This window comes from Roseateles agri, assembly GCF_034043675.1.
Classification (GTDB): Bacteria; Pseudomonadota; Gammaproteobacteria; order Burkholderiales; family Burkholderiaceae_C; genus KK5.
Window position 1 is genome coordinate 259,390 of record NZ_JAXCLA010000004.1, and the last position, 14,993, is coordinate 274,382.

The 14,993-nt window shown below is 67.8% G+C and carries 14 protein-coding genes; 7 read left to right on the forward strand and 7 right to left on the reverse strand.

What is annotated here, in order from left to right; all coding sequences use genetic code 11:
* Window positions 1-36: 36 nt before the first annotated feature.
* The gene (locus SNE35_RS13155) at window positions 37-1,227 is read left to right on the forward strand and encodes an MFS transporter (RefSeq protein WP_320423367.1); all 1,191 of its coding nucleotides are present in this window, start codon (window positions 37-39) and stop codon (window positions 1,225-1,227) included.
* Window positions 1,228-1,256: 29 nt separating this feature from the next.
* Here SNE35_RS13155 and SNE35_RS13160 read toward each other — a convergent pair whose 3' ends face one another.
* From SNE35_RS13160 to orn, 3 genes are all read right to left on the reverse strand, one after another.
* Window positions 1,257-2,945 (reverse strand): DEAD/DEAH box helicase, encoded by a 1,689-nt coding sequence (locus SNE35_RS13160; RefSeq protein ID WP_320423368.1) that lies wholly within the window; start codon window positions 2,943-2,945, stop codon window positions 1,257-1,259.
* A gap of 359 nt (window positions 2,946-3,304) precedes the next feature.
* Window positions 3,305-5,089: a chorismate-binding protein gene (locus SNE35_RS13165; RefSeq protein WP_320423369.1), complete on the reverse strand. Its 1,785-nt coding sequence runs from the start codon at window positions 5,087-5,089 to the stop codon at window positions 3,305-3,307.
* A gap of 6 nt (window positions 5,090-5,095) precedes the next feature.
* On the reverse strand, window positions 5,096-5,650 hold the full coding sequence (gene orn / locus SNE35_RS13170; RefSeq protein WP_320423370.1) for an oligoribonuclease: 555 nt from the start codon (window positions 5,648-5,650) through the stop codon (window positions 5,096-5,098).
* Window positions 5,651-5,708: 58 nt separating this feature from the next.
* On the opposite strand from orn, the gene SNE35_RS13175 reads away from it, so the two are divergent.
* Genes SNE35_RS13175 through rsgA form a run of 3 tightly spaced genes read left to right on the forward strand, consistent with a single transcriptional unit; the run spans window position 5,709 to window position 8,229 of the window.
* Window positions 5,709-6,989 carry a M48 family metallopeptidase gene (locus tag SNE35_RS13175; protein ID WP_320423371.1) on the forward strand — a complete coding sequence of 427 codons (1,281 nt, stop codon included), beginning with the start codon at window positions 5,709-5,711 and terminating at the stop codon, window positions 6,987-6,989.
* A gap of 2 nt (window positions 6,990-6,991) precedes the next feature.
* Entirely contained in the window at window positions 6,992-7,318 is a 327-nt protein-coding gene (locus SNE35_RS13180; protein ID WP_320423372.1) for a 4a-hydroxytetrahydrobiopterin dehydratase, read from the forward strand.
* Entirely contained in the window at window positions 7,315-8,229 is a 915-nt protein-coding gene (gene rsgA / locus SNE35_RS13185; protein ID WP_320423373.1) for a ribosome small subunit-dependent GTPase A, read from the forward strand. The genes SNE35_RS13180 and rsgA overlap by 4 nt, the downstream gene beginning before the upstream one ends.
* Window positions 8,230-8,235: 6 nt before the next feature.
* On the opposite strand, the gene SNE35_RS13190 is transcribed toward rsgA, so the two are convergent.
* From SNE35_RS13190 to SNE35_RS13200, 3 genes are read right to left on the reverse strand one after another with little or no spacing between them, the layout of a single operon-like run.
* A complete protein-coding gene (locus SNE35_RS13190) occupies window positions 8,236-8,532 on the reverse strand; it encodes a hypothetical protein (protein WP_320423374.1) in 297 nt (98 codons plus the stop codon).
* Window positions 8,533-8,569: 37 nt separating this feature from the next.
* Window positions 8,570-9,319 carry an SDR family oxidoreductase gene (locus SNE35_RS13195; RefSeq protein WP_320423375.1) on the reverse strand — a complete coding sequence of 250 codons (750 nt, stop codon included), beginning with the start codon at window positions 9,317-9,319 and terminating at the stop codon, window positions 8,570-8,572.
* A 28-nt stretch (window positions 9,320-9,347) separates the two neighbouring features.
* Window positions 9,348-9,659: a hypothetical protein gene (locus SNE35_RS13200; RefSeq protein ID WP_320423376.1), complete on the reverse strand. Its 312-nt coding sequence runs from the start codon at window positions 9,657-9,659 to the stop codon at window positions 9,348-9,350.
* A 200-nt stretch (window positions 9,660-9,859) separates the two neighbouring features.
* Between SNE35_RS13200 and SNE35_RS13205 the strand changes: the two genes are divergently transcribed.
* Window positions 9,860-11,401, forward strand: coding sequence for a fumarate hydratase (locus SNE35_RS13205; protein WP_320423377.1), 1,542 nt, complete (start codon window positions 9,860-9,862; stop codon window positions 11,399-11,401).
* 4 nt (window positions 11,402-11,405) lie between these two features.
* Here the strand turns inward: SNE35_RS13205 and SNE35_RS13210 are convergent, their stop codons facing one another.
* Entirely contained in the window at window positions 11,406-13,190 is a 1,785-nt protein-coding gene (locus SNE35_RS13210) for a putative bifunctional diguanylate cyclase/phosphodiesterase (protein WP_320423378.1), read from the reverse strand.
* Between the two features lie 63 nt (window positions 13,191-13,253).
* Between SNE35_RS13210 and SNE35_RS13215 the strand changes: the two genes are divergently transcribed.
* Window positions 13,254-14,042, forward strand: coding sequence for a ferritin-like domain-containing protein (locus tag SNE35_RS13215; protein WP_320423379.1), 789 nt, complete (start codon window positions 13,254-13,256; stop codon window positions 14,040-14,042).
* 35 nt (window positions 14,043-14,077) lie between these two features.
* Window positions 14,078-14,977, forward strand: coding sequence for a DMT family transporter (locus SNE35_RS13220; protein WP_320423380.1), 900 nt, complete (start codon window positions 14,078-14,080; stop codon window positions 14,975-14,977).
* The last annotated feature ends 16 nt before the right edge of the window (window positions 14,978-14,993 follow it).

Genomic DNA, 14,993 nt, shown 5'->3' on the forward strand with positions numbered 1-14,993 from the left:
AGGCTCGGCCGCCCTGCCCGCTCCCAGAATGCGGGCATGACGACGACAACCCACAACCCCTACTGGCGGCGCAATCTCGCGGTCTGCATGGTCGGTTCGTTCACGACCATCGTGGCGATGACCTTGCTGCTGCCCTTTCTGCCGCTTTATGTCGAGCAGCTGGGCGTCAAGGATCCGGCGGCGATCGTCCAATGGTCGGGCGCAGCCTTCGGCGCCACCTTCTTCAGTGCCGCGCTGTGCGCGCCACTGTGGGGGCGGCTGGCGGACCGCTACGGCCGCAAGCTGATGCTGATCCGGGCGAGCCTGGGCATGTCGGTGGCGATGGCGCTGATCGGCGTGGCGCAGAGCGCCTGGCAATTGGTGGCGCTGCGGCTGCTGGCGGGACTGCTGGGCGGCTACGCCTCGGGCTCGACGGTGCTGGTCGCAACGCAGACGCCCAAGGACCGCACCGGCTGGGCGCTGGGCACGCTGGCCTCGGCCGTGATGGCGGGCAACCTGGTCGGCCCGCTGCTGGGCGGCGTGATGCCGCCGCTGATCGGCATCCGCGCCACCTTCTTCGCGGCGGGCGCGGTGATCTTCGTCGCCTTCCTCGCCACCGCCCTGCTCATTCGCGAGGACCATCGGCCGCCAGCGCCCAAGGCAAAGGGCGAAGCCGTGGGTTGGGCATCCATCCCGGACACGCGGCCGCTGACCGCCATGCTCCTGACCGGCATGCTGCTGATGCTGGCGAACATGTCGATCGAGCCGATCATCACCGTCTACGTGGCGCAGTTGGTGCCCGATCCGGCGCAGGTGACGATGACGGCGGGCGTCGTCATGTCGGCCGCCGCGCTGGGCAGCATCCTTTCGGCCTCGCGCCTGGGCAAGCTGGCGGACCGGGTCGGCCACTGGAACGTGATCGTCATCTGCCTGGCCGCTGCCGCATTGCTGCTGGTGCCGCAGGCGCTGGTCACGGCCGGCTGGCAACTGGTCGCGCTTCGCTTCCTGATGGGTCTGGCGCTGGGCGGGCTGCTGCCTTGCGTCGCCAGCGTGATCCGGCACCGCGTGCCGGAGGGCATGGCTGGCCAGATGCTCGGCTGGTCGACGTCCGCGCAGTACACGGGCCAGGTCGTCGGGCCGCTGCTGGGCGGCTTCGTCGGCGGCCACATCGGCATGCGCGCGGTGTTCTGGGGCACCTGCCTGCTGATGGCCGGCGGTGCGGCGTGGAACTGGCGCGTGAAGACGTAAAAAAGCCCGCTGACGCGGGCTCTTTCTGATCAGCGGCCGAAACCGCTGCGGCGCGGGCCGCCGGTCGGCGGGCCGCTGCGCTTGGGACCACGGTCGTTGCCGTTGTCGAAGCGCGGACGGTCGCTGAAGGACGGACGGCGATCGCCGCCGTTGCCGTTGTTCTCGAAGCGCGGGCGGTCGCCCTGGCCTTCGAAACGCGGGCGATCGCCGAAGGCCGGACGATCCTGGCGCGGCGCGAAGCCACGGTTCTCGTGGTGATGGCCGTGCGGCTTGCGCTCGAAGTGCTGCGGACGGCCTTCGAAAGCACCACCACGCGGCTCGTTGCCGCCGCGCGGCGCGAAGCCTTCGTTGTTGCCGCCTTCGCGGGCGAAGGGCTTGCCGGCATCGCGGTTGAAGCGCTCGCCGTCGCCGTTGAAGCGGTTGCCACCGCCCTGGAACTTGCTGTTGCCGCCGCCGAAGCCGCCGCCACGCTTGAAGCCGCCACCACCGAAGCCACCGCCACGGCGGTCATCGAAACCCTGGCCCGCGGGGCGCGGCGGGAAGATGCGCGGTTCCTGCGTCTTCGGCTCGAGGCCGGCGACCTGGGCCACCGGGATCTGCTGCGTCGTGAACTGCTGGATGCGGCGGATCATCGACACGTCTTCGCGGCAGGCGATCGTGATCGCCAGGCCTTCGCGGCCCGCGCGGCCGGTGCGGCCGATGCGGTGAACGTAGTCCTCGGCCTTCATCGGCAGGCCGTAGTTGACGACGTGCGAGATCGTCGGCACGTCGATGCCGCGGGCTGCGACGTCGGTGGCGACCAGCACCTTCACTTCCTTGCGGCGCAGTGCCATCAGCACGCGGTTGCGGCGGCCTTGCGGCATGCCGCCGTGCAGCGGAGCCACAGCGTGGCCGATGTCCTGCAGGCGCTCGGCCAGCCAGTCGGCATCGCGCTGCGTGCTGGTGAAGACGACGGCCTGGTCGACATCGCCGCCGGCCAGGATGCTTTCCAGCAGCTGGTCGCGGTGGTTGTAGTTGTCGGCCCAGTGCAGGCGCTGGGTGATGTTCTCGTGCGTGTCGGTGTGACCCGAGACGTCAACGCGCAGCGGATCGCGCAGCAGGTCTTGCGCCAGGCGGCCGACGTGGCCCGCGAAGGTGGCGCTGAACATCACGGTCTGGCGTTCGGCCGGGGTCTTGTCGGCGATGAACTTGATGTCGTCGATGAAGCCCATGTCCAGCATGCGGTCGGCTTCGTCGAGCACCAGCATCTGCACGTTGTCGAGCACGCACTTGCCGGACTGGATGTGGTCCATCAGGCGGCCCGGCGTGGCGATCAGGATGTCCAGCGGCGCGGTGAGCTGCTTGATCTGCAGCGGGTAAGGCATGCCGCCCAGCACCGTGCAGATGCGCAGGCCCGGCACATGGCGGCCGTAGGTCTGCGCGGCCTTGGCGACCTGCTGGGCAAGTTCGCGGGTCGGGGCCAGCACGAGCACGCGCGGGCCGTAGTTCTTGCCGCGCGGACGGGCGGCGTCGGCCTGGCGGGCGGCCAGGATCTTGTCCAGCGCGGGCAGCACGAAGGCAGCGGTCTTGCCGGAGCCGGTGCGCGAGGAACCCATCAGGTCCACGCCCTTCAGCGCGGCGGGAATGGCTTGCGCCTGGATTTCGGTGGCGGTCTCATAACCAGCGTCCTTGACGGAGCGGACGAGGGCTTCGTGCAGGCCCAGATTCTCGAAACTCATTTCAATTTTCTTTCAGTGAAGCCATGCCCCGTCGCCCGGAAAACGGGAGACGAAGACACGCACCCGCCTCGCAGGATCGCTGCGAGAACGAGTCAGTAAAGTCGCTGGGAGATCTAAGGCCCTTATCGCGCGCCAGGAATGCCAAGCTCTAAGCTAGGCGCGGCGCCGGTGGAACTTCAGTCAAAGCGACGGCATCGCCGCCGACCGAACCACGAGGGATGTTCAGATTGCCCGAAAGAGGTGGGCATGAACGAGGTCAGAGGAGACGAACGAAACGGTGGTTCATTTCCACCGAAGCTGCGATTCTAGCACTCTAGGGTTTTTACTAGCAAGCTTTGTCTCAATATTTTCATATTGAGTCAGTGCAGCAGTTCGGCGTCGACCCAGCCGCGCAGGCTGTTGATGAAGGCCAGGCCCTCGGCGCGTTCCAGGTCGCGAACAAGAATCCGACCCTGGCGCAGCCGGCCCTGCGCCAGCAATTCGTCACGCAGCACGCCCGGCAGCAAGCCGCAGCTTGCCGGCGGCGTGATCCACCAGCCGTTCAGCTTGACGGCGATGTTGCCGAACGTGCATTCGGTCAGCTCGCCGGCCTGGTTCCACAGCAGCACATCGAAAGCGCCTTCGGGCTTGGCATCGGCGAAGGGCTGATAGATCTTGCGCCGGGTCGTCTTGTGCTGCAGGAATTCGGCGGCGGGGCCTTCGGTGTCGATCGGCTTCTTCGCCAGCGCGAGCCGCACGACGCTCGGCGTCGCGGGCGAGGGCAGGCATTGCAGCGCGATTTCGCCGGTGGCGGAGACGGTGAGCCGGACCCGGTGCTGGCCGTCCGGATGCTGCAGTGCGAGTTCGGCCAGCGCGTCGCGCACCGCGCCGAGCTGCAGCTTGAGGCCGAAGTGCCGGGCGGTGCGCTGCAGCCGCCCCAGGTGCCCGGCCAGGCGGATGAAGTCACCATCCTGCAGTCGCAACGTTTCCAGCGCTGCGATCGGCTGCTGCGCGCGCAACAGGAATCGCGTCTTCGCGCGCCATTCAGCCACCTCGGCGGCCGGCGCGGAATCGAGCGTGATCGCGCTGCCGATGCCGCAGCGCAGGGCGGCACCCTCTTCCATCTCCACCGTGCGGATCGGCACGTTGAAGGTCGCGATGCCGCCCGGCTGCAAAACGCCCAAGGCACCGCAATACCAGCCGCGCGCCTCGGGTTCCAGTTCCTCGATGATCTGCATCGCCCTCACCTTCGGCGCACCAGTCACCGAGCCGCAGGGGAACAGCGCGGCGAACACGTCGCTGAGCCGCAGGCCGGGCTGGCCGACCGCGGTGACGGTAGAGGTCATCTGCCAGACCGTCGGCAGCGCGTGCAACTCGAACAGCCGCGGCACGCGCACCGAGCCGATCTTCGCGACCCGGCCGATGTCGTTGCGCAGCAGGTCGACGATCATCAGGTTCTCGGCCCGCTCCTTGATGCTGGTGCGCAGATAAGCCTGGGCAGCCTCGTCCTCGACCCGGTCGCGCCCGCGAGCCGCCGTGCCCTTCATCGGCTGGGCGGCGAGCAGCCAGGTGCGCTCGGTGTCGGGCAGCGGGCGCCAGTCGAAGAACAGCTCGGGCGAGACGCTCAGCGCACCGGCCTCGCGCAGGAACAGCGAGAAGCCGCCCGGCTGGTTCTGGTGCAGCGCGAGGAACAGCTCGGCCGGGTCGGCCGCCTGCAAGTCGGCGCGCAGCCGGGTCGTCAGGTTCACCTGATAGCAGTCGCCGGCGCGGATGTACTCGCGGATGCGTTCGATCTGGGCGCATTCACGCGCGTCGGACTGCACGTCGCGCCAATCGCTGGTCAGCTGAGCCGAAGCGTTAGCAGATACAGATACCGGCCAGGCTTCCGGCGGCTTCTCGTAGACGGCGAATTCGGCCAGCGGCAGCATGCTCGCGTGGCCCGCCAACGCCGGATCGAATGCATGGGCTGCCTCGTAGCGCAGACCGCCCAGCACCCAGGCGCCGGCACGACTGGCCTGCTGTGCCTCGTCGATCACCGCCCGCAGTTCATCGGCACGATGCGCCCGCAGCCAGCATGCCGGCGGCTCGTAGTAGGCACCGCGGACACGCTCGCCGTCCTCGCGGGCCAGCGGATGACGAGGAAAGTCGAAGGCCGCCCAGAGCATCTTTTTTTACAGGGAGAGGAAGTGCTCGCGGTAGTAGGCCAGCTCGTCGATCGACTCGTGGATGTCAGCCATCGCCGTGTGTGCCTGCGCCTTCTTGAAGCCGGCCATGATGCCGGGCTTCCAGCGCTTGGCCAGTTCCTTCAGCGTGGACACGTCGAGGTTGCGGTAGTGGAAGAAGGACTCCAGCTTGGGCATGTAGTTGGCGAGGAAGCGGCGGTCCTGGCAGATGCTGTTGCCGCACATCGGCGACTTGCCGGCCGGCACGTACTGCTTCAGGAAGGCGATCGTCGCCTCGACGGCCTCATCTTCGTTGACCGTGGAGGCCTTGACGCGATCGATCAGGCCGCTCTTGCCGTGGGTGCCCTTGTTCCACGCGTCCATCTTGTCCAGCGTCTCGTCGCTCTGGTGGATGGCGAACACGGGGCCTTCGATACGGACCGTCAGCTGCGGATCGGTGACGACGACACCGATCTCGATGATGCGGTCGGTCTCCGGGTACAGGCCGGTCATTTCCAGGTCGATCCAGATCAGGTTGTCGGGGCTCGGCGCGAGTGTCGTCATGGGTCAGGCTTTCGGGAGAAATGAATCGGTGCGATTGTCGCAGCCCTACACTTCGCGGATGAGTTTCCTGCCCCCCGTCAATCCGAGCGTGCTGAGTCTGGCCTTCGCCGCCGCGCTGCTGCTGTCGCTGCTGGCCAAGTTCTGGCTGAGCAGCCGGCAGATCCGCCACGTCGCGCAGCACCGCGGCGACGTGCCACCGGCCTTCGCCGGCACCGTCCCGCTCACCGCCCACCAGAAAGCGGCCGACTACACGATCGCCCGCGGCCGCTTCGGCATGCTCAGCCTGGCCTTCAGCTCCGCCGTGCTGCTCGGCTGGACCCTGCTCGGCGGGCTGGATGCGCTGAACCAATGGGTGCTCAATGCCACGCTGCCCTGGGGCGCGATGGCCTACCAGCTCTGCCTGCTGACTGCGTTCGCGCTGATCGGTGGCCTGCTGGACCTGCCCTTCGAGTTGTACAGCACCTTCCGCATCGAGCAGCGCTTCGGCTTCAACAAGATGACGCCCAGGCTCTACCTGATGGACACCCTGAAGGGCCTCGTCGTCGGCGCCGTCATCGGCCTGCCGATCGCCGCGCTGATCCTGTGGCTGATGGGCAGCGCCGGCAGCACCTGGTGGCTGTGGGCCTGGGGCGCCTGGATGGCGTTCAACCTGCTGATCCTGGTGCTATACCCGACCGTGATCGCACCGCTGTTCAACAAGTTCGAGCCGCTGCCCGACGAGGGCCTGAAGGCACGCGTCGAAGGCCTGATGCAGCGCTGCGGCTTCGCCGCCAAGGGCCTGTTCGTGATGGATGGCAGCCGGCGCTCGGCACACGGCAACGCCTACTTCACCGGCTTCGGCCCGGCCAAGCGTGTCGTCTTCTTCGACACCTTGCTGGAGCGCCTGAACGGCGCCGAAGTCGAAGCGGTGTTGGCCCACGAGCTGGGCCACTTCAAGCACAAGCACGTGCTCAAGCGCATGGTCACGATGTTCGCGATCAGCCTGGCGGGCTTCGCGCTGCTGGGCTGGCTGTCGAGCCAGGTCGGCTTCTATGCTGCGTTCTCGGTGCGGCCGAACATGGCGGCGCCGAACGACGCGCTGGCGCTGCTGCTGTTCATGCTGGTCGTGCCGGCCTTTGGCTTCTTCTTCACGCCGCTGGCCAGCCGCATGTCGCGCAAGGACGAGTTCCAGGCCGACGCCTACGCCTGCGCCCAATCGAGCGGCGCCGACCTGGCCGCCGCGCTCTTGAAGCTGCATGAGGACAACGCGGGCACGCTGACGCCCGACCCGGTCTACGCCCGCTTCTACTACTCGCACCCACCTGCCAGCGAACGGCTGGCTGCCATCCAGGCCCTATGACGATGAACCTGCTGATCGCCCAGTGCTCGCCGCAACGCGAGGCACTGTCGAACCCCGACGATTGGCTGGCGCAAGTGCCTGGCTGGTTACCTGATCCGGAAAACAAGCTGATCGCCCGCCGCTTCGCCTTCGCCAACTTCTACCAGACGATGGCCTTCGTCGACGCGGTCGCCGACATCGCCCATGCGCAAGACCATCACCCCGAGATGATGGTGAGCTTCGACGCCTGCACCGTCAGCTTCACGACCCACAGCGCCGGCGGCCTGACGATCAACGACTTCATCTGCGCCGCACAGGTCAGCGCCCTGCCCGAAGCGGCCGCTGAATGACGAAGTTCAATGCGCTGGACCTGGGACTCGTCGTCCGCGGCCACGGCCGCCACTACATCGTCGAGGACAGCGACGGCCGGCGCTTCGTCTGCCATCCGCGCGGCAAGAAGAGCGATTGCGTCGTCGGCGATCAGGTCCGCTGGGCACCTGCGGGTGACGGCGAAGGCGTGATCGAAGCGGTCGAGCCGCGCCGCAACCTGCTGTTCCGCCAGGACGAGTGGAAGACCAAGAGCTTCGCCGCCAACCTGGACCAGTTGATGGTGCTGGTGGCCGTCGAACCGGTCTTCAGCGAGAGCCAGCTGACCCGATCGCTGATCGCCGCCGAGCAGGCCGGCATCGCCACGACGATCGCGCTGAACAAGACCGACCTGCCCGGCGCCAACGCCGCACGCGAACGTCTGGCGCCGTACCGCGCAATGGGCATGCATCTGATGGAGCTGGCGCTGAAGGCCGATCCGCAGGCATCCCGCGCGCAGTTGCTGCCCTGGTTGTCGGGCAAGCGCACCCTGGTCCTCGGCCCCAGCGGCACGGGCAAGAGCACGCTGATCAACCTGCTGGTGCCCGATGCCAAGGCCCAGGTCGGCGACATCTCCGTGGCGCTGAACTCCGGCCGCCACACGACGACGACGACCCAGTGGTACTGGGTGGACCCGGCCGCGCGCGAGACGGCGCTGATCGATTCACCCGGCTTCCAGGAATTCGGCCTGCACCAGATCGGCCCGCAGGAGCTGCCGCTGCTGATGCCTGACTTGCGCGCCCATGCGGACCACTGCAAGTTCTACAACTGCACCCACCAGCACGAGCCGGGCTGCGGCGTGCGCGAAGCGGTTGAGCAGGGCCTGATCAGCCCCACGCGCTACCGGATCTACGGAGAGATCCTGGCCCAGTTGACTGCACCGAAGCGCTGGTGACTGCGCTCAGTGATCCAGGCGCGCGCGGGTGTCAGGCACCTCGCGCACCTCGACGTCGACCACCTCGCCCGCGTCACGCGGCCGGATGTTCGCCCGCCGGCCGGCATTGAAGCGGGCACCGCCGCCGTAGGCCTGCGCGAACCGGGATGCCATGTTGACGGTCGGCCGGCGCCCGCGCAGCAGGCTCCAAAGCGTCAGGCCCAGCACCGTCATCAGCGCCACGGCCAGCAGGCCCAGCACGAAGAACAGGCCGATCACGCCCAGCACGATGCGGACGACGAAGGAAACGAGTGCGGAGATCATTCGGTACTACTTTCTGTCGGGTCTCTGGATTTCAAGCCTAGCCTCGGCCCACGAACGGCATCTTGGTCGCCATCACGGTCATGAACTGCACATTGGCCGACAACGGCAGCTCGGCCATGTAGAGCACCGAGCTCGCCACGTGCGCCACGTCCATCGTCGCCTCGACGGCGATCTCGCCATTGGCCTGGCGCACGCCCTGGGTCATCGGCAGCGCCATCTCGGTGAGCGCATTGCCGATGTCGATCTGGCCGCAGGCGATATCGAAGGGCCGGCCGTCCAGCGACAAGGTCTTCGTCAGCCCGGTGATCGCATGCTTGGTGGCCGTGTACGGTGCCGAGTTCGGCCGCGGCGCGTGGGCCGAGATCGAGCCGTTGTTGATGATGCGGCCGCCGCGTGGCGACTGGTTCTTCATCATCCGGAACGCCCCCTGGGCGCACAGGAAGCTGGCCGTCAGGTTCACGTCGACGACGTTCTGCCACTGGGCCGGGGTCAGTTCGTCGAACGGCACCGGCGGCGCGCTACTGCCGGCATTGTTGAACAGCACATCGAGGCGCCCGAAGGCGGCCTTCACCCGGTCGAATAGCGTGGCCACCGCCTCGGGCTTCGTCACGTCGCAGGGCAGCACCAGCGCGCGGTCCGGGCGCGCGGCGGCCGTCTGCATCAGCGGCTCCTCGCGGCGGCCGACCAGCGCGACCAGATAGTCGGCCTTCATCAGCGCCTGGGCGGCGGCACGGCCGATGCCGGTGCCGGCACCGGTCACGAGAGCGAATTTCCTGGCGTTCGTCATCCGTTCATCATAGACAAGCCGGAGGGGCTCAATACTGCAGCGCGGGGACGACGTAGGCGACGCGCTTGAGCTGCGCCGCCTTGCCCTCGGCCGCAGCCACCATCGGAGCATCCGGTGCGCGGCGGCCTTCGACAACGACCGTCGGCAGCTTCACGGCCTTCACCGCCTTGCCGGTCACAACGACGCTGGGCAGCCGCTCCACCTTCATCGGCGCCGCTTCGGCCTTGCCGGCCGCCAGCAGCGCGCCGGCGCCAAGCAGCAGGGATGCGAACGCCACCGCGCCGAAGCGCTTGTGGGCGGTGTAGCGGTCATAGCAGTAGACGGTAGTGGCGTTGCTCATGTCGACCTCCTCGGGTGTCGCGGACAAGAACGCTGCCCGCTGCATGGACGTGAATGTGCGTCGGCATAACTCGTTAGCCGAGCGGATTGCGACAAGCTGCTGGGAACAGCCGATGAATCGCAATCCGCGGCGACGAAGCGCGACGGGGGTTTTGGCCTTGCGGGATAATCCCGCCCGTCCCGCGTCAACCCGTGAATTCCATGAGCACCACGATCCGCTACGCCGATTTCGTCGACAGCATTGCCGGCGCCCTCCAGTACATCAGCTACTACCACCCCGCTGACTACATCCAGCACCTGGCCCGTGCCTACGAGCGCGAGCAGAGCGCCGCCGCCAAGGATGCGATCGCGCAGATCCTGACCAACTCGAAGATGTGCGCCGAAGGCCGCCGTCCGATCTGCCAGGACACCGGCATCGTCAACGTGTTCCTGAAGATCGGCATGGATTGCCGCTTCCCGGACTTCCCCGGCTCGATCGAGGAGGCCGTCAACGAAGGTGTGCGCCAGGCGTACAACCATCCGGACAACAAGCTGCGTGCCTCGGTGCTGGACGATCCGCTGTTCACCCGCAAGAACACCAAGGACAACACACCCGCCGTCATCAGCATGAACCTGGTGCCGGGCAACACGGTGGACGTGATGGTCGCGGCCAAGGGCGGCGGCTCCGAGAACAAGAGCAAGTTCGTGATGATGAATCCGAACGATTCGCTGGTGGACTGGGTGCTGAAGACGGTGCCGACGATGGGCGCCGGCTGGTGTCCGCCGGGCATGCTGGGCATCGGCGTCGGCGGCACGGCCGAGAAGGCGATGCTGATGGCGAAGGAGTCCTTGATGGACGACATCGACATGTACGAGCTGCTGGACCGCGGCCCGCAGAACAAGCTGGAAGAGCTGCGCATCGAGTTGTACGAAAAGGTCAACGCGCTGGGCATCGGCGCCCAGGGCCTGGGCGGCCTGACGACGGTGCTCGACGTCAAGATCAAGACCTACCCGACCCACGCGGCTTCCAAGCCCGTGGCCATGATCCCCAACTGCGCCGCCACCCGCCACGCGCACTTCGTGCTCGACGGCTCCGGCCCGAGCTATCTCGAAGCGCCGAGCCTGGACCTGTGGCCGGACGTGAAGTGGGCGCCCGACTACAACAAGAGCAAGCGCGTCGACCTGAACACGCTGACCCGCGAAGAGATCGCCGGCTGGAAGGCCGGCGACACGCTGCTGCTGAACGGCAAGATGCTGACCGGCCGCGATGCCGCGCACAAGCGCATCGCCGACATGCTCGCCAAGGGCGAGAAGCTGCCGGTGGACTTCACCAATCGCGCGATCTACTACGTCGGCCCGGTCGATCCGGTGCGCGATGAAGTGGTGGGCCCGGCCGGCCCAACGACGGCCACCCGCATGGACGGCTTCACCCGCATGATGCTGGAGAAGACCGGCCTGACCGTGATGATCGGCAAGTCCGAGCGCGGTCCGGTCGCCGTCGAAGCGATACGCGACAACAAGGCCGCTTACCTGATGGCCGTCGGCGGCGCCGCCTACCTGGTGTCCAAGGCTATCAAGGCCGCGCCGGTCCTGGCCTTCGAAGACCTGGGCATGGAAGCGATCTACGAGTTCGACGTCGTCGACATGCCCGTCACCGTGGCCGTGGACTCCAGCGGCACCAACGCCCACACCACCGGCCCGGCCGAGTGGAAGGAGCGCATCGCTTCGGGCAAGGCGGTGAAGATCCCGGTCGCCGCGGCTTGATCAACTAAGCCACACCCAGCCGCTGGAACAGCGCCGGCAGTTCGTCGGCGTCCAGCGGCTCGGCATACAGGGAGCCCTGCGCTTCATCGCAGTGCAGTTCCTTCAGGACCTCACGCTGCGCCGTGGTCTCCACGCCCTCGGCCAGCACGCCGAGCCAGACCGCATGGCCCATGCGGATGATCATCTCGGCGATGTGCCGATCCTGCGGGTCGGTGTCCAGGCCCTGGATGAACACCCGGTCGATCTTCAGCCGGTTGACCGGCAGATGGCGCAACTGACCCAACGACGAATAGCCGGTGCCGAAGTCGTCGATCGCGATCTGCACGCCCATGTCCCGCAGCTGGCGCAGCCGGCCGCTGCCGGACGCCATGTCCTCGGTCACCATCGTCTCGGTGACCTCCAGCTCCAGCTCACCCGGCGCCGCGCCGTGCTGCAGCAGCGACCTGCGGACGAAGTCGACAAAGCTGTCGTCCTCGATGATCTGGCGCGTCGATAGATTCACCGCCATCCGCACGCGCCAGCCCTGCTCGCGCCACCGCCGCTGCTGCGCGAGCGCCGTGTCCAGCACCCATCGGCCCAGCGGCTGCATCAGGCCGGCGCTGTCGGCCACGTCGATGAACTGCTCCGGCGCCACAACCTGCTCGCCATCGCGCCAGCGCAGCAGCGCCTCGACGCCCACCACGCGCCCGGTGGCCAGGCTGAGCTGCGGCTGGTACAGCAGGAAGAAAGCCTGCTCCTCGATCGCTCGATGCACCCTTGCGCCGAGATGCTGACGCAGCCTCAGCGAAGCGCTCATCGAGTCCTCGAACAGCATGACCCCGCCGGGCCGGTCCTGCCTGGCCTTCTTCAGCGCGATGCCCGCATTGCCGATGACGGTGCTCGGGTTGATCGCGCCCGCCTGGAACAGGGTGGCGCCCATCGTGGCGCCGACGGCGACATAGGCGCCGCCGACAGGAAGCGTGCTCTTCAAGTCGGCGCAGACGCGTTGCAGCCTGTCGAGCGCCGCGGCGCTGTCCGCGACCGACATCAGCACGCCGAACACGTTGCCGCCGGCCCGGGCCACGAAGTCGATGCCGTCAAAGCGGCTCAGCTCGCGGCCGACGTGGCGCAGCAACTGGTCACCGATCTCGCGGCCCAGGCTCTCGTTGACCGATTCGAAGTTATCGATATCCACCAGGCCCAGCACATGGCTGCGCGCCGGGTCCAAACCATCGGACATGTGGCGAACCAGCGTGAGGACGTTCGGCAAGCCGGTGAGCGGGTCGACGAACGCGAGGCCTTGCCGGCTCTCGCGCAGCGCCATGATCTGCTGGTACGCGCGCAGCGCGGCGCTCAGCGAGGTCTGCAACTGCTCGCCGGTCGTGTACGACTTTTCCTTGTAGTCGTTGATGTCGTAGTCCTGGATCACGCTGATGTCGGGCACATAGCCGGGCTGGCCGGTGCGCAGGATCAGCCGGATCTCGCCGTTCTTCAGTTCGCCGCGGATGTGGGCCACCAGATCCAGCCCGGCGGACTCGGTCTCCATCACCACGTCGAGCAGCACGCAGGCGATGCCGGGATGACGGGCCAGCACCTCCTGGGCCTCGGCGGCGGTGTACGCATTCAGGAAGGCGACGGCGCGGCCGGTGAAGCGGAAGTCGCGCAGCGCGAACTGGGTCGCGAGGTGGATGGTCGGGTCGTCGTCGACGATCAACACGGACCAGGGATCGCCGGGCGCTTCCGGCTCCGGTGCCTCGTCGTCGTCCGCGAGGACCAGGAACTCGTCTTCGTCCGCGCCGTCTGCTGTCATCGTCCCCGCCTTCGCTGTGCGAACGATTCTGGCAGCAAAGCCTGCTGCGGGACAATCGCGTCCATGAACGATCTGCGACTCCAGGCCCTGGCCGCGCTGTGCGAAGCGGAGCCCTCCGCCAAGGCCGAACAGGCACGCGCGCTCCATGCGGCGGCGGCCGATCTGCCGCTGGATGCAGGCCGCCACATCGAGCGGCCGAGCGGCGTGCCGGGCCGGCCCGAGCGCCCGCGTCTGGTACCCACGCTGCAGGTGCCCAAGCGCTCGCCGTTCACGACCGAGGGCCGCGCGGCGCTGCTGCATGCGATCGCGCACATCGAGTTCAACGCGATTAACCTGGCGCTCGATGCCGTCTGGCGTTTCGAAGGCATGCCCGCCGAGTTCTATCTCGACTGGATCCGCGTCGCCGGCGAGGAGGCGCTGCACTTCACGCTGCTGCACGAGCACCTGCAAGGTCTAGGCTTCCGCTACGGCGACTTCGACGCGCACGACGGCCTCTGGACCATGGCCGAACGCACCGCCGGCGACGTGCTCGCCCGCATGGCCCTGGTGCCGCGCACGCTGGAGGCGCGCGGCCTGGACGCGACGCCGCCGCTGCAGGCCAAGCTGGCGCGGGCCGGCGACACGCGGGCGGTGGAGATCCTCGACATCATCCTGCGTGACGAGGTCGGCCATGTGCGGATCGGCAATCGCTGGTACCGGGAGCTGTGCAGGCAGCGCGGCCTCGACCCGATCGCGCTCTATCCGGAACTGGTGGCCCGCTACGAAGCGCCGCGGCTGCGGCCGCCGTTCAATCTCGAGGCGCGCGAGCTGGCGGGCTTCAGCCCCGAGGAACTCGCCTACCTCGGCGCTTGAAGGACAATCGCGGGCTCTCCTGAAAGCCGCATTCCGTGACCCGCATCCAAGCCAACCTGCTGCTGCTCGCCATCTCGCTGATCTGGGGCTCGGCCTTCGTCGCCCAGAGCCACGGCATGGCCGACGTCGGCCCGATGCTGTTCACCGGCGTACGCTTCCTGCTCGGCGCCGCCGTAGTGGCGCCGCTCGCGTGGGCCGAGCGTCGCAAGCTCGCCGGCCACGGCCGCACGCTCACGCGCCGCGACGGCCTGACGATCGCCGGCCTGGGCCTCCTGATCACCGCGGGCGCGGCCATGCAGCAGATCGGGCTCGTCTCCACCTCGATCACCAACGCCGGCTTCCTGACGGCGCTGTACGTGCCGCTGGTGCCCGTGCTGTCCTGGCTGCTGCTGAATCAGCTGCCGCACTGGTCGGTGTGGCCTGGTGCACTGGCCTGCCTGGTCGGCGCCTTTCTGTTGTCGGGCGCGCAGGAACTGAACATCGGCCCGGGCGACCTGTGGGTGATCGCCTCCGCTCTGCCCTGGGCGCTGCACGTGCTGGTCGTCGGCCGCGTGGCCGACCGGATGGCTGCGCCGTTCACCGTCGCCTGCGGGCAGTTCCTCGTCTGCGGCCTCGTGTCGATGGCGATCGCGTTGGGCACCGAGCCGCTGAGCCTGGCCGGTCTGCGCGGCGCCGCTTGGCCCATCGTCTACACCGGCGTGATGTCGGTGGCCATCGCGTACACCGGTCAGGTCATTGCGCAGCGTTACGCGCAGGCGGCCGACGCGGCCATCATCCTGTCCTCCGAGACACTCTTCACCGCCGTGTTCGGCTACCTGCTGATGGGCGACCGGCTCGACGACGCCGGCCTGTTCGGCTGTAGCCTGATCCTGGCTGCGATGCTCGCAGTCCAGCTTCTGCCGCTGCTGCCCGGCCGTAGACTGCAGGCTTCATAGCGAATCAGGAGACCGC